An 18121-nucleotide genomic window follows, 5' to 3' on the forward strand; every position below is an offset into this window, starting at 1 on the left:
AAGGTGCACAGTTATCGACATGTTATGGACGCTGGCGTCTCAGAAGGAGAGTGTTTGACTGTGGCCATGAGCGAGATCGCGCCGGCCGCGGCGCGCCCGAGCGGCGCTGGCGAATTGCTCCAACTCCTGCTCGACGGGCAGGCACGCACGCGGGCCGAGATAGCCGCGCACACCGGCCAGTCACGCTCGACGATCGCCTCCCGGCTCGACACCCTGATGGCCACGGGCCTGGTCACTCCCACTGGGGAGGCCACGTCCACCGGCGGACGTCCACCGGCGACGTTCGCGTTCAACCCCGCTGCCCGGATCGTGCTCGCCGTCGACCTGGGTGCCGTGCACGCCCGGCTCGCGGTGACCGACCTCTCCGGCTCGGTCCTGACGGAGACGGAGGACGTGCTCGCCATCGCCGACGGACCGGAGGCCGTGCTGGCCCGCGTGATCACGGTCGGTCGGCGCCTGCTCGAGGAGAGCGGCCGCGGCGAGGACCTCGTCGCCGTCGGCGTCGGACTTCCCGGGCCGGTGGAGCACTCCACCGGGCGACCGGTCAGCCCGCCGATCATGCCCGGCTGGGACGGCTACGACGTCCCGGCCCACCTGGAACGCGAGCTGGGCGCGCCGGTCCTGGTCGACAACGACGTCAATCTCATGGCCCTGGGCGAGCACGCCGCCGTCTGGCCGGACGTCCAGGACCTGCTCTTCGTCAAGGTGGCCACCGGCATCGGTGCCGGAGTCATCAGCGACGGCGAACTGCGCCGGGGCGCTCAGGGCGGCGCCGGCGACCTCGGCCACATCGCCGTCCCGCACGGCGCGGAGATCGCCTGCCGGTGCGGCAACGTCGGGTGCCTCGAGGCCGTCGCCAGCGGCCGCGCCGTGGCCGACCGGCTCCGCGAGCACGGGATCGACGTGGCGGACGGGCGCGAGCTCGTGGCGCTGGTGCGCAGCGGCAACCTCGAGGCCACACACGCGGTGCGCGAGGCAGGCCGCGAGATCGGCGCGGTGCTCGCCGCGTGCGTGAACCTCCTCAACCCTTCGGTGATCGTCATCGGCGGGCTGGTCGCCGAGGCGGGTGAGCACTTGCTGGCGGGGATCCGCGAGGTCGTCTACCGCCGGTCGCTCCCGCTGGCCACCCAACACCTCCGGCTGGTCGCCTCCCGCACTGGCGGTCGCTCCGGTGTGCTCGGCGCCGCCGCCATGGCCGCCCAGCACGTCCTCTCCCCCGCCGCGATCGATGCCGGGATCGCCGAGGAGTTGGCACGATAGGTGCCATGCGCGCGATCGCCGTCGGCCCGGACCAGCGCCTCGCCCTGACCGAGGTCCCCGACCCGGAACCCGGGCCGGGAGAGCTGCTCATCGACGTCGCCGCGGCCGGCGTCAACCGGGCGGACCTGCTGCAGCGGGCGGGTCACTATCCCCCGCCGCCCGGGGCGAGCGACATCCTCGGGCTAGAGGTCTCCGGCACGGTGGCCGGGCTCGGCGATGGGGTGAGCGGATGGCAGGTGGGGCAGGAGGTGTGCGCCCTGCTGACCGGCGGGGGCTACGCCGAGCGGGTCGCGGTCCCCGCCGGGCAGGTGCTGCCGGTGCCGGAGGGCGTCGGCCTGGTCGAGGCGGCCGGCCTGCCGGAGGCGGTGTGCACGGCGTGGTCGAACCTGGTCGACGTCGCCGGGATGCGCACCGGGGACACCGTGCTCATCCACGGTGGTTCGGGCGGCGTCGGGTCCGTGGCGGTCCAGCTCGCCACCGCGTTGGGCGCCCGGGTGCTGGCCACCGCCGGCGGCGCGGAACGGGCGGAACGGTGCCGTGACCTTGGCGTGGAGGTGGCGATCGACCACCGAGCCGAGGATGTGGTCGACGCGGTCCACTCCGCCACCGACCGGCGCGGGGTCGATGTCCTGCTCGACGTGCTCGGCGCCGGCGCGCTGGAGGACAACGTCCGGTGCCTCGCCGCCGATGGCCGCCTCGTCGTCATCGGCCTGCAGCAGGGCCGCAGGGGCGAGATCGACCTCGGCCGGATGCTCGCCAAGCGGGCGAGCCTGCACGCGACGACCCTGCGTTCACGGCCGCCCGCGGAGAAGGCCGCCCTCGTGGCCGAGGTCCGCGAGGCGGTCTGGCCGATGCTGCACGACGGGCGCGTACGACCTGTCGTGGACCGGCGCGTCCCGCTCGCGGACGCTGAGACGGCGCACGAGCTGCTGGAGTCCGGTCAGGTCTTCGGCACAGTGGTGCTGACCCGCTGAGCGCGCAGCCGCCGCCTGCCGTGACCGGCCCGCCCGTCAGCCCTTGACCGAACCGGCGAGCAGACCGCGCACGAAGTAGCGCTGCAGGGCAAGGAAGACGATCAGCGGGATGACGATGGAGACGAACGCACCGGCGGTGAGCAGGTGCCAGTCCTGCCCGCGTGATCCGGCCATCTCGGCCAGGCGCGCCGTCAACGGCTGGACCTCGTTGTTGCCGCCGGTGAACGTCAGGCCGACGAGCAGGTCGTTCCACACCCAGAGGAACTGGAAGATCGCGAAGGACGCGATGGCGGGGACCAGCAGCGGCAGCATCACCCGCAGGAAGACGGTCACGTGGCCGGCGCCGTCGACCCGCGCCGCCTCGATGAGCTCACGAGGCACCTCGGACATGAAGTTGTGCAGCAGGAACACCGCCAGCGGCATGGCGAAGCAGGAGTGCGCCACCCAGACCGCGAGGTACGGGAACGTCTCCAGCGCCCAGCTGTTCGCGAAGATCCGCAGCAGCGGGATCAGGGACATCTGCAGCGGCACGATCTGCAGCGCGAAGACGACGACGAAGAGCGTGTCCCGGCCGCGCCACTGCAGCACCGAGAAGGCGTAGGCGGCCATGGTGGCGACCACGAGCGGGACGATCGTCGCCGGGACGGTGATCACCACGGAGTTGACGAAGAAGTTCGCCAGCTCGCCGGAGGAGGCTCGGCCGAAGAGGACCTCCTGGTAGTTCTCCAGCGTGAACGTGGGCTCGGTGAAGAACGTCCACCACCCGCTGGTACGAATGTCCGCCGCCGGCCGGATGGAGCTGACGAGCAGCCCGACCACCGGGACCGTCCAGAGCACCGCGATGACGACGGCGACGGCGGACCCGACGCGGGAGGAGAGCATCGTCTTCGCCCGGGCGGAGACGGAGGTGCTCGGGCCGGCGCCCAGCGGGTCGGCGCCGCCGGGACGCTGCTCGACGGCGACCGCCGCCGGAGTCGTGCTCATGCTCCACGGACCTCTCGGTTCTTGATCATCTGCCGGACGTTGAACACGACGATCGGGATGACGAGGACGAAGATGACGACGGCGAGCGCCGAGCCGGTGCCGTTGTTGCCGAACGTGAACGACTGGTCGTACATCATGTTCGCCAGCACCTGGGTGTCGAAGCGGGCGCCGGTCATCGTGCGGGGGATGTCGAAGATCTTCAGCGTGGCGATGATGATCGTGGTCATCACGACCACCAGGGTCGGGCGGATGCTCGGGACGGTGATGGAGCGGAACATCTGCCAGGCGTTGACGCCGTCGAGCCGGGCCGCCTCGACGATGTCGTCCGGGATGGCCTTGATCGCCGCGGAGAGCAGCACCATCGCGAACCCGGCCTGGATCCAGATCATCACCAGGATGAGAAAGAACGTGTTCCACGGCGAGTCCTGCAGGAACCGCAGCGGTTCGAGGCCCAGGCCCACGAGCATGGCGTTGAGCAGGCCGATCTGCTCCTGGGCGGCGCCGCGGTACTCGTAGACGAACCGCCAGATGATGCCGGCGCCGACGAACGAGATCGCCATCGGCATGAACAGCAGCGTCTTGGCGATGCGCTCGAAGCGGGTCCGGTCGACGAGGATCGCGTAGGCGAGCCCGACGCCGGTCGAGACGAGCGGGACCAGGACCACCCACCAGAACGTGTTGATGAACGCCCGCAGCGAGTCCGGGTTGGTGAAGACCCACTCGTAGTTCGCCAGGCCGACGAAGGAATCGCTGCGCGCGTCCATGAAGGACATCACCGTGGTCCGCAGCGCCGGGTAGAACAGACCCAGCACCAACAGGAACGCGGCCGGCCCGCCGAAACACAGGACCATGATCGCGGTGCGCGAGCCGCCACGGACCCGGTCACCGAGCTTGGCGATGCCGAAGATCGCCGCGATCACCAAGGCGAACAGGCCGACGGCCAGCACCATCTGGCCCCACTTGGTGTACAGGAAGAAGTCCACGCTCCACCTCCCCGTGCCGGCCGCCCGGCACCGTCCTGCGCCGGCTGCCCGGCACGCCTACCTCACCCGAGGCTCGGGCGGGCGCACGGCGTGCTGCCGCGCGCCCGCCCAGGCGTCAGTTCGGCCAGGAGTTCTCGATACCGTCGAGCACGCTCTCGGTGTCCGAGCCGTTGATCCAGTCGACCATGCCGGACCAGAAGGAGCCGGCGCCGACCTCGGACGGCATCATGTCCGAGCCGTCGAAGCGGGCGACGGCGTTCGGGTCCTGGAGGATCTCGATCGACTGCCGCAGCACGTCGGAGGAGGCGAGCTCGGGGTCCACCCCGAGGTTCGCGCTGATGACGCCGCCGATCTCGACGCGCGTGTTCGCCCAGGTGTCGGAGGAGAGGAAGCGCTGCACCGCCTGGGTGGCCTCGTTGTCGTTGAACGCGCCGACGAACTCACCGGCCACCAGGACGGGGGTCTCGTCCGCGTTCACGCTCGGCAGGTAGAAGGCGTAGACGTCACCGTCCGGCCCGACGTCGGTGCCTTCGGGCCACTGCGCCTCGTAGAAGCTCGCCTGCCGGTGCAGGAAGCAGTTGCCGTCGAGGATCGGCAGGCCGCCGTCGTTGAACGAGGTGGTGGCGATGGAGCGCGAGTCGCCGATGCCGCCGTTGACGTAGTCCTCGTTCTTCAGGATGTCACCGGCCATGTCGACGGCCTCGACGACCTGCGGGTCGTTGAACGGGATCTCGTGGCTGACCCACTGGTCGTAGACGTCGCCGCCGCCGGTGCGCAGGACCATGTCCTCGATCCAGTCCGTGGCCGGCCAGCCGGTGGCGCCACCGGACTCGATACCGGCGCACCACGGCTTGACGCTGTCCGAGCCGTGGTCATCCGCGATCTGCTGGGTGAGGTCCATCAGCTCATCCCATGTCTCCGGGACCTCGTAGCCGTTCTCCTCGAAGTCCGACGGCGAGTACCAGACGAAGGACTTCACGTTCGACATCAACGGTGCCGCGTAGAACGTGCCGTCGACGGTGCCGTAGCTCTTCCAGTCCTCGGTCCAGCCCTCGTCGACGTTGGTCTCGACCTCCGCCGGCGCTTCGACGAGGTGTCCGTCATTGGCCATACGCTGCAGCAGGCCGGGTTGGGGGAAGGCGGCAAGGTCGGGAGCGTTGCCCGATTCGGCCTGCACGACGACCTGCTGCTCGAACTCACCGGAGCCGTTGTGCTCGACGGTGATGCCCGTGCACTCCTCGAACTGGGCGAAGGAGTCCTGGAGCTGGTCGGCCTCGACCTCTCGGATCGAGGTGAAGAGGGTGACCGTCTCCCCTTCGAAGGTCCCGTACTCCTCGAACTCGGAGCAGTCCGCGTCGCCGCCGGCGTCGTCGCCCCCGCCGCCACCGCCGCCACCGTTGAGGTCGCCGGCACCGCCACAGGCGGCCAGGGTCAGGGTGAGGGCCGCGACGCCCGCGATCCCCGCGGTCGTCCGGCGCCTGATCGTCCTACTCATCGCGTCTCCCTTGTCACGTGGGCGGGCACGCACCACGACTCGGATGTGGGCACGGGCGGCCTGCTCTGGTCAGCCTTACTGAAGCCCCCCGGAGGCAGGAAATCAACCGGATCCCGCGGCAAACCGGTAACGATCCGACAACACTTACGCACCGTGGCTCGGCACCGTGGGAGCGCACCCACCCGGGGCCCGCGACTCGTCACTGATGTGCCCATTGGTCAACCTTGTGCCGAGCTGCCACCTCTCGACGCGATACGACAAGTCAGCACATGATCGACAAGTCGGCACAAAACTGACGAGTCGCGACCGGGGGCGGCGGCGGGTGGGGGTGGCGGTGGGTGGGCCGCTCGGTCGGGTCAGCGGGCGAGGAGGGCACGCAGGACGACGGCGGCACCGTCCTCCTCGATCGTCGCCGTCACGGCGTCGGCCACGGCCGTCACGTGCGGCGCAGCCTGCCCCATGGCGACGCCGTGGGCGGCCCAGTCCAGCATCTCCAGGTCGTTGCCGCCGTCACCGATCGCCACGGTCGCGCCCGCCTCGACGCCGAGACGTTCCCGCAGCATCTCCAGGGCGCTCGCCTTGGAGATGCCCTCGGGCGTGATGTCGAGCCATGCGGACCACCCGACGGCGTACCCGACCCCGTGCAGGCCGACCCGCTGGACGAGGTCGTGGAAGTCCTCACTGGACAGGTCCGGCGCCCGCACCGTGACGCGGGTTGCGGGGGCCTCCACCAGCTCCTCGAGGCTGACCACCTCGACCTCACCGGTCAGCTCCCCCATCGGGAACGGGGCAGTGACCTTGAACCCCCGGCCGAGATCCTCGACGGCGAACAGCGCCTGCGGGACCTCCTCGCGCAGCAGGCGCACCGTGGGACCCGGGTCGAAGGTGACGACGTCGGTGAGCTCGTAGTCACCTCCGGCCAGCGCCAGGCACACCGCACCGTTGGAGCAGACCGCCGGGACGTCGCTCAGCCCGAGCTGACGCGCCACCGGCAGCGTCCCCTGGACCGACCGCCCGGTGGCCAGCACGACGTGCGCCGCCGCGTCCCGCAGCTCCGCGACCGCTGCTCGCACCTCCGCGGTGAGCTCACCGTCGTGCGAGAGCAGAGTGCCGTCGATGTCGAGTGCGACCATCAGGTCCGGTCCGGCCGGCGGCAGGCCCGCGGGGACCTGGGTCCGCCAGTGTGCCGCCCGCTCCCTCAGCGCCGTGGTGTCCGTGCCGCTCATGCGGGTTCGAGCACCTCGAGGCCGCCGAGGTAGGGCCGCAACCCCTCCGGCACGCGCACCGATCCGTCCGGCTGCTGGTGGTTCTCCAGCAGCGCGACGATCCACCGCGTGGTCGCCAGGGTGCCGTTCAGTGTGGCGACCGGGCGGGTGCCGCCCCCGTGGCGTTCGCGGATCCCGAGACGGCGGGCCTGGAACGTGGTGCAGTTCGAGGTCGAGGTGATCTCCATGTACCGCTGCTGGGTGGGCAGCCACGCCTCACAGTCGAACTTCCGGGCTGCCGACAGGCCGAGATCGCCGGCGGCGGTGTCGATGACGCGGTACGGGAGCTCGACCTTGGCGATCATCTCCTCCTCCCATGCCAGCAGTCGCTCATGCTCGGCCGCCGCGTCCTCGATCGGCGCGTAGACGAACATCTCGAGCTTGTTGAACTGGTGGACGCGGATGATCCCGCGAGTGTCCTTGCCGTAGGAGCCGGCCTCGCGGCGGTAGCACGTCGACCACCCGGCATACCGCTGCGGCCCACCGCTCAGGTCGAGGATCTCGTCGGCGTGATACCCCGCCAGCGCCACCTCCGAGGTACCGGTGAGGTAGAGGTCGTCCTCCTCGAGGTGGTAGACCTCCGCGGCGTGCGCGCCGAGGAACCCCGTGCCGCGCATCGTGTGCGGGGTGACGAGCGTCGGGGTGATCATCGGCGTGAACCCCGCCGCGAGCGCCTGATCGAGGCCCGCGTTGAGCAACGCGAGCTCGAGCCGCGCGCCGATGCCGGTGAGGTAGTAGAAGCGCGCGCCGGCCACCTTCGTCCCACGCGCGACGTCGATGGCCCGCAGCCCTTCGCCGAGATCGAGGTGATCCTTCGGTGTGAAGCCCTCCGCGGCGAAGTCCCGCGGCGCCCCCACCTCCCGCAGCACGCGGAAATCGTCCTCGCCACCGGCCGGGATCCCGTCGACGATGACGTTGGGGAAGGTGTCCAGCAACCGGTCCACCTCGGCGGCGGCCTCGTCGGCCTCGGCCTCGGCGGCCTTGACCTGCTCGGACAGCTCCTTGGCCCGCGCGAGCACGGCCGGACGCTCCTCGGGTGAGGCCTTCCCGACCGACTTGGAGACCTGCTTCTGCTCGGCGCGCAGCTCCTCGAAGCGCGTGAGCGCGGAGCGACGCCGGACGTCGGCCTCCAGCAGGGCGTCCACCGCCGACTCGTCCGCGCCGCGGGCGCGCTGACTGGCGCGGACCGTCTCCGGATCCTCACGCAGGGCTCGCAGATCGATCATGATCCCCGACTCTAATGGGCGTACCGACACCGGCCGGTACCCTCACGGCACGCTGTCGTCGCCGACCGTGGGCCCGCCGTGCCGTTCCGCCGCGCCGAGCCGGCGACCTGCCGGTACGTTGCCCCTCATGGCGTGGGAACAGTGGGTGGCGCTCGCCGCCCTGGTGCTGGCGGTCGTCGCTGTGGTGATCGGAGCGGTGGCCTGGCACGCCGTCCGGAGCCGGACGCCACCGTTCTCCGTGACGGAGACCGAACCGGAGCGGCATGCCCGGCCCGGGCCGCCCGCCGTCGTGGTCAATCCGTCCAAGGCCGACGACGTCCAGCGGTTGCGGCACCTGATCATGCAGACGGCGGCCGAGGCCGGGCTCGAGGAGCCGATGTGGTTCGAGACCACGGTGGACGATCCCGGACTCGGTCAGGCACGGCGGGCGCTGGACGCAGGAGCGTCGGTGGTGGTCGCGGCGGGCGGCGACGGCACGATGCGCGCGGTGGGCGAGGCCCTGCACGGCACCGAGGTCCCGATGGGCATCGTCCCGCTCGGGACGGGGAACCTGCTCGCCCGCAACCTCGACCTGCCGATCGGCAGCCTGCGCGAGACCGTCGCCACCGCGCTGACCGGCCGCGACCGGCCCATGGACCTCGGCTGGCTGCGCACCGAGCCGCTCTCGCCCGCAGACGAGGCGAAGGTACGCGGCCGCGAGGACGCCTCGACCGCACGGTCGGCGGACTGGACCGACTCCGGCGAGGCCTCCGACATCGGTGACCTCGATCCCGCCGCCCCGGCTACCGGCGAGGTCCCTGCCCCCAGTCCGGAGCCGGACAAGGAGCATGTGTTCCTCGTCATCGGCGGGCTCGGCTTCGACGCCGCGATGGTCTCCGGCGCAGACGACGAGCTCAAGGCGAAGCTGGGCTGGATCGCCTACTTCGTGGCCGGCGTGCGGCACCTCACCGGCCGGAAGGTCCACGCCACGGCCGAACTGGGCGACTCGGGCCCCGGCGAGCCGTTCACCGCGCGGACCATCCTGTTCGCCAACTGCGGCCGGCTGCCGGGCGGCGTCGTGCTGTTCCCGGACGCGCAGCTCGACGACGGCTGGCTGGACGTGGCCGTGCTCGACACCCGCGGCGGCCTCATCGGGTGGGCCGACCTGCTGCGCAAGGTCACGCTGCAGGGCCTGGGCATCCGCAAGGACCGCATGCCCTACACCACGGGCTCGATCGAGTTCCGGCGGGCGAGGTCCCTCACCGTCCGCACGGACGAGCCGGAGCACGTCCAGGTCGACGGCGATCTCGTCGGCTACGCGACGGCGGTCCACGCCCGGGTCGAGAAGGGCGGTCTGGTGGTCCGCACCCCGTGAGTGAGGGGCCCGGATCCGGTGCGCGCCGCTGACTCGGCGGACCGGGCCCACTCGGACCTGGGACCGGAACTACTCGGACCCGGAGCCTGAGCCGAGCAGGCTCGTCACCCAGTCGCGCGCGGCCCGGAAGTCCGCATCGGTGGTGCCGGGCAGCAACCGTGGCCGCACGCCGTCGGCCCGCGGGTAGGAGCCCATGAAACGCACGATCGGGCACACCCGGTGCAGGCCGACCAAGGCCGCCTGGACCCGTTCGTCAGCGAGGTGCCCCTCGGCGTCGATGGAGAAGGAGTACCGGCCCAACGAGTCGCCGATCGGCCGGGACTCGATCCGGGAGAGGTTCACCCCACGGGTCGCGAACTGCTCGAGCATGCGCAACAGGGCGCCGGCCTCGTTGTCCGGCAGGTGTGCCATCAGCGTCGTCTTGTCCGCCCCGGTCGGCTCCGGCAGGTGCCCCGGAGTGGCGACGAGGACGAACCGGGTGACGGCGTTCGGGTTGTCCGCCACCCCGGAGGCGAGGACCTCGAGGCCGTACTCGCGCGCGGAGAGTTCGGAGCACAGCGCGGCGTCGAAGGACTGCGGCTCGCCCGAGGCGAGCAACGCCGCGGCGGAGGCGGTGGAGGTAGCCGGGACGTGGGTGACGCCGTCGAGGTTCCGGCCGATCCAGCCACGGCACTGGGCCCACGCGTGCGGGTGGGTGGAGATCTGACGGACGTCCTCGAGACGGGTGCCCGGCAGGGCGCACAGGACGAAGGCGACGGGGACGAGCATCTCGCGGACGATGAGCAGCGGCTCGCCGGTCGAGAGCGTGTCGAGGGTGGCGTTGACCCCACCCTCCACCGAGTTCTCGATCGGGACGACGGCGTAGTCGGCCGTACCGGCACGGACCATCTCCAGCGCGGTGACGACGTCGCTGCACGGGAAGCTCTCGGTGTCCTCGCCCCCGGTCACCTGGAGCAGGGCGGACTCGGTGAAGGTGCCCTCGGGGCCGAGGTAGGCGTATCGGGGTCGGCGGGACCCGGTCCTGGACGGATCCGTGGTGTGCGTGGTCACAGGCGCCAGGCTAACCGCGCCCCGCACGTAGGCTGCAGACGTGGGCAGGAGGAACAACTGGCAGAAGTGGGTCGTGGTGACCCTTGCCGTGCTCGTCATGCTCGCCCTCGTGCTGTCCATGGGCAGCAATCTGGCGGCGGCCGGTCAGAGCGACCCGCCCGACCGGAACGCGCAGTCGGCCCAGGACGACCGGGCCGGGGACGGTCCGGACGTCGTCGTCATCGGCACCGCGGGTCTGCGCTGGGAGGACCTGACCGCACTGGCCACCCCGAACCTGTGGGAGTTGGCCGAGCGCGGAGCGGCCGCGAACCTCGTCGCGCGCTCGGTGCGCTCCTTCTCCTGCCCCGCCGACGGCTGGCTCGCCGTCTCCTCCGGGCGTCGCGCTGCGGACCAGCCGATGGAGGACTACGGGACGTGCCGGCGTCTGCTCTCGCCGGACAGCGAGGGGTCCGTGCCGGCGTGGGAGGGGTTCCTCGAGGCCGCCGCGGTCGACGGGTACGACGCCCGCCCCGGACTCCTCGGCGACGTCCTCACTGACGCCGAGATCTCGGCGCTGGCGGTGGGCCCCGGCGCCGCGGTGGGGCTGGCCGGCCGGAACGGCGTCGTCGCCGGGGACTACCTCTTTGCCGACAGCGAGCCCGCGGTACTGCAGTCGTCCCTGACGTCCCACCTTCCGGGTCACGACCTGGCCATGGTCGACGTCGGTGCCGTCCGGGACCACAACCGTCCGCTCGTCCATCCGGTGCCCGAGGACGAGACGGCCACCGAAGAACCGGATCCGGAGGAGACGCCGGCGCCCGAGCCGGACGAGGCGTGGCTGCTGACCTCCCCTGAACGCAGTGAGCAGGTCGCCCGGCTCGACGAGCGCGTCGGCGCCGTGGTCGAGGCCGTCCGGGCGGTGTCACCGAACGCGACCATCCTGCTCGCCTCCGTGGCCGACTCCGGCTCGGTGGCGGCGATGCAGCTCGCACTCGCCGACGGCCCCGAGGTGCTCGGCGAGCTACCGGACGAGGGCGGCGCCCTGCTCGAGAGCCGGTCCACCCGCCAACCCGGCATGATCCAGTCCACCGACCTGACCCCGACGATCCTGCGCATGCTCGACGTCGACGCACCGCCCGGACTCGTCGGCGCACCGGCCCTGGCGTCCCCCGATCAGGGCACCGCACGCGAGCGGGTCGACGACCTCGCCGACGAACAGCGGCACGCCGCGGCGGTGCGTCCGCTGCGCGGCCCGTTTACCTCCGTCCTGGTGCTCGTCAACCTGCTGCTGTACGCGGCGGTCATCGTCGGGCTGAACCGGCGCTTCCTCGACCGCACCGCCGCATGGCTCGACCGCCGTCGCAGCGCCGCCGCCGCACGGACGGCGGCCGCGCTGCGCTCGCGTCGGCCAGGCGCCCCGCTGCGCACGGTGCGGGCCGTCGCGGTCGGTGTGGGTTCGCTGCCCGTCGCCTCCTACCTGGCGAACCTGCTGCCGTGGTGGCAGGCCGACAATCCGGCGCTCGTCCACCTGGGCGCCGTCGCCATGATCACCATCGGAATCGCGGCGATCGCGCTCGCCCGGCCGTGGCGGTCGCAGCTGCTGACACCGGTGGCCGTGGTGGCCGGCCTGACCGCTGCCGTGCTCGCGGTCGACGTGGTGACCGGCGCCCGGCTGCAGGTCTCGGCACTGCTCGGCATCCAACCCGAGGTGGGCGGGCGGTTCTACGGCTTCAACAACTCCTCGTTCTCGCTCTTCGCGGCCTCGCTGATCCTCGTGGCCACGTGCCTCGCCGATCCGTTGGTGCGCCGCGGGCACCGGAAGCGGGCGGCGGCCCTGGTGCTCGCCCTGGGCGCGGTCGCCGTGGTCCTGGTCGGCCACCCGTCGATCGGCGCGGACTTCGGAGGTCCGCCGGCGCTGATCCCCGGCATGCTCATCCTCGCGTTGCTGGTGGCGGGGGTACGGCTGACCTGGCAACGGATTCTGCTCGTGCTGGCCGCCACCGGTGTCCTCGCCGCGAGCTTCTCCCTGCTGGACTGGCTGCGCCCGCCCGAGGACCGGACCCACCTGGGTCGGTTCGTCGAGACCGTGCTCGACGGCGGACTCTGGCCGATCGTCATCCGGAAGGTCGAGCAGAACCTCGCCAACCTGTTCGGGTCCGTCCTGACGTTGATGGCGATCGGCGGGATCATCGTCGTCCTGCTGCTGCTCGCCCGGCCGCTGCGCGAGGCGGCACGCTCGAGCCGCGCCGGTGCCTACGGCTGGTTGACCGGCGAACGGACCCCCGGGGTCGCGCGGCTGGCGGCCATGCTGCGGCCGGCGCTGATCTCCCTGGGCGTGACGTTCGTGATCGGCTTCGCCGCCAACGACTCCGGCATCGTCCTGCCCGCGATCGCCATCTCCATCGCCGTGCCGCTGCTGGTGGCCGTGCTGACCGGCTGGCTGCTGGGCCGCTCGCGGGCCGCTCAGCTCCCGGCGGGATCCGGCCCCGAACGCGCCGACGGCGACGAGCCCGGCGACGGTCTGTCGGACGACGGCGGCGCGTCCGCCGATGCCCCGTCGGAGGACTCACCCTCCGGCGGCGTGGCCCAGGCGCGGTAGGGCCGGCCGGGCTTCTGTCTGGCCGGGTTGTCGCCGCGGCGTGCGTGCGGCACACGGACGCCGCGCACCCGGCGTGCGCTCACGGCGAGCGTGACATCACGGTACTGGCGGCCGCGGTGGAGCTGGCCGGCGAGGTTGTTCGTCGACGGGCGGTGCCGCAGGTCGCACGGCACCTCCTGCAGGGTGAAGCCGGCGACGAGCAGGTCGATCGTCATCCCGGTCTCCACGCCCCAGCCGCGGGCGAGCGGTGTCGCGGCGTCGAACGCGTCCCGGGTCAGGCAGCGCTGACCGGACAACGGCTGGGTGGCGTGCCACCCGGTGGTGCGTTCGATGGCCTTGCGCGCCAGGCCGGTGACGATGCCGCGGCCTCCGGCGCCGGGTTGCGGCGGGAGAACGGCGATGGTGCAGTCCGCGGTACCGGCGACGACGGGCGCCACCAGCGGTGAGGTGGCCACGGCGGTCTCGCCGAGGTCGGCGTCGATGAACAGCAGGAGCCGAGGCGGCGCGCCTTCCACATCCCGCATGGCGACCACCGAGGCCCCGGTCTCCATGGCGGAGGCCTTGCCACGGTTGACGGAGTGCCGGACGACGACGGCGCCGGCCCGGCGGGCGGCGTGCTGGGTCTCGTCCATCGAGCCGTCGTCGACGACGAGGACGAGGTCGACGTGCGGGATGGCGCGCGCCGCACGAACCGTTGCCGCGATGCTCTCGGCCTCGTCCTTGGCCGGGATCACGACGGCAACCCGTTGCGACCGCGCTCCTGCTGACGTCACACGTCAAGCCTAGCCACGGATCGGACCAAGACCGCGCATGCAGCGCCGTCGGGAGGCAGGTGGAACCTCAGCGCAGGCTCACCTGACGCGAGACGATGCCGGCGCGGGCACGGCGTTGCTCCGGGGTGAGCGGATCGGTGACGGCGATCGCCTCGCTCAGCCGCTTCTCGAAGGCGGCGGCCGGCTCGGTGAGTTCCTCGGCCTCGGTCCCTCGCGCCAGCTCCCAGACCGGGATGGACAGGCCGCAGGCCCGGAAGGCGCCGACGAACTTGGCATCCTCCTCCACCGCGGAGGCACGTTCGGCATGCAGCCGGGCGATGCCGTCGAGGACCTGCTCCGGCTCCTCAGGGCGTGCCCAGCGCAGGAACTCACGGCTCATCCGGCACCAGTAGGCGGAGGTGACGCCCTCGATGCGCACGGTCGGCACGATGTTGGCGTTCGCCTGCTCGAGTGCGGCGGCGACGTCGGGCTGGGCCGCGGTGTCCTCGTCGATCCAGAACTGGAAGGAGTCGTGTACCTCGAGCTCGGGCGTCACGGACAGGTCGAGGATGTCCTGCAGCCGCGGCCCGGGCTCGACGATGCCGGTCGAGCGCAACGGCTGCCCCGGCTCGAGTTCCAGTGCGGCGAGCAGCGCGACGGCGACGTCACGGGAGGCGTCCCCGGAGTGCGAGGCCGTCTGCAGCGCGACGAGGACCGTGCCGTCCTCACGGCGCAGCGCGGGGAGGAAGTCGGGCAGCAGCGTGACGAGCTGGACGTCGGCACCACCGTGCTCGGCGGTGGTCCGCACGGTCGCGGTAGCCGCCGGGACGATCTCACGCATGGCGACCAGGTCGGTCTCACCCGGCAGCCCCTCGAACGGGCGCTCGACGTACTCGACCTTCGCGGCCTTCGGCTTCGCTTGCGCGGGCGGGCCGGACTGCTTCCTGCGGCTCTTCTTACCCATGGCGCACCAGGGTACGTGGAGTTCAGCCGGGGGTCTGGCGAGCCGCGGTGCTCTCCCGCACGAGCAACCTGAATCGGACCTGGCGCTCGGTCGGGCTGGCGCGCTCACCACGCTGCGCTGCCTGGATCTGCTCTTCGAGGAGTTCCAGCGCGCCGGCCGCCACTTCGGCACGATCCGGAGAGATCGTCGTCAGCGCCGGGGTGACGGCGCGGCCGTACGGGATGTCATCGAAGCCGACGACGGCGACATCCTCCGGAACTCGAAGCCCGCGGAGATGGAGGGCGCGCACGACGCCGAGCGCGACCCAGTCGGTGATCGCAAAGATGGCGTCGGGCATCTCGTCCGCATCGGTGAACAGTTCGGCGACAGCACGCTCCCCTTCCTCGCCGGAGTTCGCTTCGACCGGGCTCATCCAGGCGGCCCGGACGGGAAGCCCGGCGGCCTCGAGCGCCGCTCGGTAACCGCTGGTGCGCTGGTCATCCGGAACGTCAGCCCGGGCGCCGACCATGGCGATACGACGTCGGCCGATCTCGACCAGATGCTCGGTCGCGGTGCGGGCCGCAGCGACGTTGTCGATGCCGACGTGCGGGGCGACACCAGCTGGGTACTGCTCCCCGAGAAAGACCAATGGCGTGTCATCACCGCGGTCCCGCACGTCCTCGGCGCGCAGGCCGCGCGCACTGACGACAAGACCGTCGATCCGCTGCGGCAGGCCACCGGCGATCGCCTCCCGTTCCGAGGCCAGCTCGCCGTGGGTCTGTCGGATGAGGACGAACCAACCGTGCCGCTCGGCCTCCTCGATGACTTCGCGTGCCAGTGAGGCGAAGTAGGGCATGTCCAGCTTCGGCAGCACCAGCGCGATGACCCCGGCGCGACCGCGAGCAAGGTTCCGCGCAGAGAGATTTGGCCGATAGCCGACCTCGTCGATGGCGTCCAGCACCCGGGTGCGAGTCTCCTCAGCGATGTACTCGTACCCATTGATCACGTTGGAGACGGTCTTGATCGACACCCCAGCGATGGCGGCAACGTCAGTCAGACGGGGTCGTACCGGCTGACCCCGGCGTCTCTTCACCACGGTTCTGAGGCTACCGCCGCGCCGATCGGGGCCCGGACGGTCATCTACCGGCGTCATCGTCCTGCTCATCCACCCCCGCGAGGTGGAGCGCATCGGTGTGGTGGCACGCGACGGCGTGGTCGCCTTTCAGCTCGGGAGTATGAATGCCACATTCCTCGTCCGCGTAGAGACAACGCGTGTGAAACGGGCACCCGCGCGGTGGGTTTGCGGGGTCCGGGAGGTCGTCGGAGAGGCGGATTCGGCGACGCTTGCGGCGACCGCGGGGTTCTGCCTGCGGCACCGCCGAGAGCAGCGCCTCGGTGTACGGATGACGCGGTGCCCGGTAGAGGGACTCTGTGTCCGCCACCTCCACCACCTGTCCCAGGTACATGACAGCGACGCGGTCCGAGATGTTCTCGACCACAGACAGGTCATGACTGATGAAGACGAGGGTGAGGTCCAGTTCCTCGCGTAGGTCGCTGAGCAGATTGAGTATCTGGGCGCGGACCGAGACGTCCAAGGCCGAGACTGCCTCGTCCGCTACCACCAATCGTGGTCGCACGATCAGTGCACGCGCGATGGCAATACGTTGCCGCTCGCCACCGGAGAACGCGTGTGGGAACCGGTCGCGATGTCCCGGAGAGAGCCCCACACGGCGCATCATCTCCGTCACACGGTCCTCGACTTCCTGACCACGGGCGAGTCGGTGCCGGACCAATGGGTCGGCGATGGTTTGGAAGACGGTCATACGAGGATTGAGCGAGGCGAACGGGTCTTGGAAGATGACGCGGATCTCCCTCTGGTACCGGCGCAGCTCGCGGGTGCCGACTCCACCCAGGTCGACGACATCCTCGGCACTGGTCCGGTAGAGCACCCGACCGGCGGTAGGGCGTTCGATGCCCACGAGGCACCGGCCGAGGGTGGTCTTGCCGCAGCCGGACTCGCCGACCAACCCCAAAACCTCCCCAGCACGTACTTGGAGGTCCACATCGTTGACGGCGTGCACGGTGCCAGTGGCCGGGGCGAACAGGCCGGCGCCACGGATCGGGAAGTCCTTGCGTAGCCGCTCGAGCCGGAGCAGCACGGTGCCTTCGTCCCGGCCGACGCCGGTGCTGGTGGTTGCGGCGTCGGTCATTGCGTCTCCGTCGTGGGGGTCCGGCGAACCTGACCGGCGAAGGCGGCCGTGTCGTACAGAACACAGCGAGCTCGCCGGTCTCGCCCGAACGTCACCGTCGGGGGATCCTCGACGTCGCACACGCCGCGGACCGCGCTGTCACATCGGGTGTGGAACGGACAGCCAGGTGGGCGGTTCAGGGGGTGCGGTACCTGACCGCGAATCGACGGCAGCCGGCTGCGGCGGCCAGATCCCATCGTGGGAATCGACTCCAGCAGAGCCCGGGTGTACGGGTGCTTGGGATCATGGAAGATCTCGTCGACCGGCCCCTGCTCGACCATGGTCCCTAGGTACATCACGACAACCTCATCGGCGATCTCCGCCACCACGCCCAGATCGTGAGTGATGAACATCATCGCCATCCCGGTCTCCTCCTGCAGCTCGGCCAGAAGGTCGAGGATGCGTGCCTGGGTCGTCACATCGAGAGCCGTCGTCGGTTCATCCGCGATGAGCAGAGCGGGCCCGCACGCCAATGCGATCGCGATCATCACCCGTTGGCACATCCCTCCCGAGAGCTGCCACGGGTAAGCCTCCATCCGATGTTCGGCATTCGGGATACCGACACGACGTAGCAGGGAGATCCCGAGGTCCCGTGCCTCGTCCTTGCTCAGATCCAGGTGCAGCCGAACAGCCTCGACGAAGTGCTGGCCCACCGTGTACATGGGCGACAGTGACGCCATCGGCTCCTGGAAGACCATGGCGATGTCGTTGCCGCGGATGCGTCGCAGTCGCTCGCTTCGCGAGTCGAGCGCCGCCAGGTCGACCGGCTCCGCGCCCGGTGCGACTCGGAACCAGATGTGACCGTCAACGACTCTGCCGGGCGGATCGACCAGGCCGAGGATCGATCGGGCGGTGACGGACTTGCCGCAACCGGACTCTCCGACGACGCATACGGTCTTGCCGCGGGGGATCGACAGGCTCACCCCGTCAACAGCACGGACCTGGCCGTCGTCGGTGGCGAAGTGGGTACGCAGGTCCTCCACGGTCAGCACGGTCTCCCGCATCGGC

The 18121-nt window shown here is 71.0% G+C and carries 14 protein-coding genes; 3 read left to right on the forward strand and 11 right to left on the reverse strand.

Annotated features, from left to right (window positions below):
• Positions 1-66 precede the first annotated feature (66 nt).
• Entirely contained in the window at positions 67-1260 is a 1194-nt protein-coding gene (locus ACFSE6_RS06995) for an ROK family protein (protein WP_388004132.1), read from the forward strand.
• Positions 1261-1265: 5 nt separating this feature from the next.
• Positions 1266-2234, forward strand: a complete 969-nt coding sequence (locus ACFSE6_RS07000) for an NAD(P)H-quinone oxidoreductase (RefSeq protein WP_388004135.1) — start codon at positions 1266-1268, stop codon at positions 2232-2234.
• Between the two features lie 36 nt (positions 2235-2270).
• Here ACFSE6_RS07000 and ACFSE6_RS07005 read toward each other — a convergent pair whose 3' ends face one another.
• From ACFSE6_RS07005 to serS, 5 genes are all read right to left on the reverse strand, one after another.
• Positions 2271-3218, reverse strand: a complete 948-nt coding sequence (locus ACFSE6_RS07005; RefSeq protein WP_388004138.1) for a carbohydrate ABC transporter permease — start codon at positions 3216-3218, stop codon at positions 2271-2273.
• On the reverse strand, positions 3215-4201 hold the full coding sequence (locus ACFSE6_RS07010; protein ID WP_388004141.1) for a carbohydrate ABC transporter permease: 987 nt from the start codon (positions 4199-4201) through the stop codon (positions 3215-3217). Before ACFSE6_RS07010 ends, ACFSE6_RS07005 begins: the two co-directional genes overlap by 4 nt.
• A gap of 115 nt (positions 4202-4316) precedes the next feature.
• On the reverse strand, positions 4317-5696 hold the full coding sequence (locus ACFSE6_RS07015) for an ABC transporter substrate-binding protein (RefSeq protein ID WP_388004144.1): 1380 nt from the start codon (positions 5694-5696) through the stop codon (positions 4317-4319).
• A gap of 356 nt (positions 5697-6052) precedes the next feature.
• Positions 6053-6922, reverse strand: a complete 870-nt coding sequence (locus ACFSE6_RS07020) for an HAD family hydrolase (protein WP_388004147.1) — start codon at positions 6920-6922, stop codon at positions 6053-6055.
• Positions 6919-8187 carry a serine--tRNA ligase gene (gene serS / locus ACFSE6_RS07025; protein WP_388004150.1) on the reverse strand — a complete coding sequence of 423 codons (1269 nt, stop codon included), beginning with the start codon at positions 8185-8187 and terminating at the stop codon, positions 6919-6921. Before serS ends, ACFSE6_RS07020 begins: the two co-directional genes overlap by 4 nt.
• Before the next feature lie 127 nt (positions 8188-8314).
• Between serS and ACFSE6_RS07030 the strand changes: the two genes are divergently transcribed.
• On the forward strand, positions 8315-9541 hold the full coding sequence (locus ACFSE6_RS07030) for a diacylglycerol/lipid kinase family protein (RefSeq protein ID WP_388004153.1): 1227 nt from the start codon (positions 8315-8317) through the stop codon (positions 9539-9541).
• 69 nt (positions 9542-9610) lie between these two features.
• Here ACFSE6_RS07030 and pheA read toward each other — a convergent pair whose 3' ends face one another.
• The 6 genes from pheA to ACFSE6_RS07060 all read right to left on the reverse strand — a co-directional run bounded on the left by pheA (position 9611) and on the right by ACFSE6_RS07060 (position 18117).
• A complete protein-coding gene (gene pheA / locus ACFSE6_RS07035) occupies positions 9611-10591 on the reverse strand; it encodes a prephenate dehydratase (RefSeq protein ID WP_388004156.1) in 981 nt (326 codons plus the stop codon).
• A 2442-nt stretch (positions 10592-13033) separates the two neighbouring features.
• Positions 13034-13942 carry a glycosyltransferase family 2 protein gene (locus ACFSE6_RS07040; RefSeq protein WP_388004159.1) on the reverse strand — a complete coding sequence of 303 codons (909 nt, stop codon included), beginning with the start codon at positions 13940-13942 and terminating at the stop codon, positions 13034-13036.
• 67 nt (positions 13943-14009) lie between these two features.
• The gene (locus ACFSE6_RS07045) at positions 14010-14885 is read right to left on the reverse strand and encodes a DUF5926 family protein (RefSeq protein ID WP_388004162.1); all 876 of its coding nucleotides are present in this window, start codon (positions 14883-14885) and stop codon (positions 14010-14012) included.
• Positions 14886-14907: 22 nt separating this feature from the next.
• Positions 14908-16053, reverse strand: a complete 1146-nt coding sequence (locus ACFSE6_RS07050; RefSeq protein WP_388004165.1) for a LacI family DNA-binding transcriptional regulator — start codon at positions 16051-16053, stop codon at positions 14908-14910.
• Positions 16001-17074: an ABC transporter ATP-binding protein gene (locus ACFSE6_RS07055; RefSeq protein WP_388004168.1), complete on the reverse strand. Its 1074-nt coding sequence runs from the start codon at positions 17072-17074 to the stop codon at positions 16001-16003. The genes ACFSE6_RS07050 and ACFSE6_RS07055 overlap by 53 nt, the downstream gene beginning before the upstream one ends.
• Positions 17071-18117, reverse strand: a complete 1047-nt coding sequence (locus ACFSE6_RS07060) for an ABC transporter ATP-binding protein (protein WP_388004171.1) — start codon at positions 18115-18117, stop codon at positions 17071-17073. The genes ACFSE6_RS07055 and ACFSE6_RS07060 overlap by 4 nt, the downstream gene beginning before the upstream one ends.
• Between the last annotated feature and the right edge of the window lie 4 nt (positions 18118-18121).

The organism is Georgenia deserti (assembly GCF_042680605.1).
Taxonomy (GTDB): domain Bacteria; phylum Actinomycetota; class Actinomycetes; order Actinomycetales; family Actinomycetaceae; genus Allobogoriella; species Allobogoriella deserti.

Excerpts from the sequence above, each read along its gene's own strand:
- ACFSE6_RS06995 (WP_388004132.1), top strand. The coding sequence starts at position 67 with ATGAGCGAGATCGCGCCGGCCGCGGCGCGCCCGAGCGGCGCTGGCGAA.
- ACFSE6_RS07000 (WP_388004135.1), top strand. The coding sequence starts at position 1,266 with ATGCGCGCGATCGCCGTCGGCCCGGACCAGCGCCTCGCCCTGACCGAG.
- ACFSE6_RS07005 (WP_388004138.1), bottom strand. The coding sequence starts at position 3,218 with ATGAGCACGACTCCGGCGGCGGTCGCCGTCGAGCAGCGTCCCGGCGGC.
- ACFSE6_RS07015 (WP_388004144.1), bottom strand. The coding sequence starts at position 5,696 with ATGAGTAGGACGATCAGGCGCCGGACGACCGCGGGGATCGCGGGCGTC.
- ACFSE6_RS07020 (WP_388004147.1), bottom strand. The coding sequence starts at position 6,922 with ATGAGCGGCACGGACACCACGGCGCTGAGGGAGCGGGCGGCACACTGG.
- serS (WP_388004150.1), bottom strand. The coding sequence starts at position 8,187 with ATGATCGATCTGCGAGCCCTGCGTGAGGATCCGGAGACGGTCCGCGCC.
- ACFSE6_RS07030 (WP_388004153.1), top strand. The coding sequence starts at position 8,315 with ATGGCGTGGGAACAGTGGGTGGCGCTCGCCGCCCTGGTGCTGGCGGTC.
- ACFSE6_RS07045 (WP_388004162.1), bottom strand. The coding sequence starts at position 14,885 with ATGGGTAAGAAGAGCCGCAGGAAGCAGTCCGGCCCGCCCGCGCAAGCG.
- ACFSE6_RS07050 (WP_388004165.1), bottom strand. The coding sequence starts at position 16,053 with ATGCGCTCCACCTCGCGGGGGTGGATGAGCAGGACGATGACGCCGGTA.
- ACFSE6_RS07055 (WP_388004168.1), bottom strand. The coding sequence starts at position 17,074 with ATGACCGACGCCGCAACCACCAGCACCGGCGTCGGCCGGGACGAAGGC.
- ACFSE6_RS07060 (WP_388004171.1), bottom strand. The coding sequence starts at position 18,117 with ATGCGGGAGACCGTGCTGACCGTGGAGGACCTGCGTACCCACTTCGCC.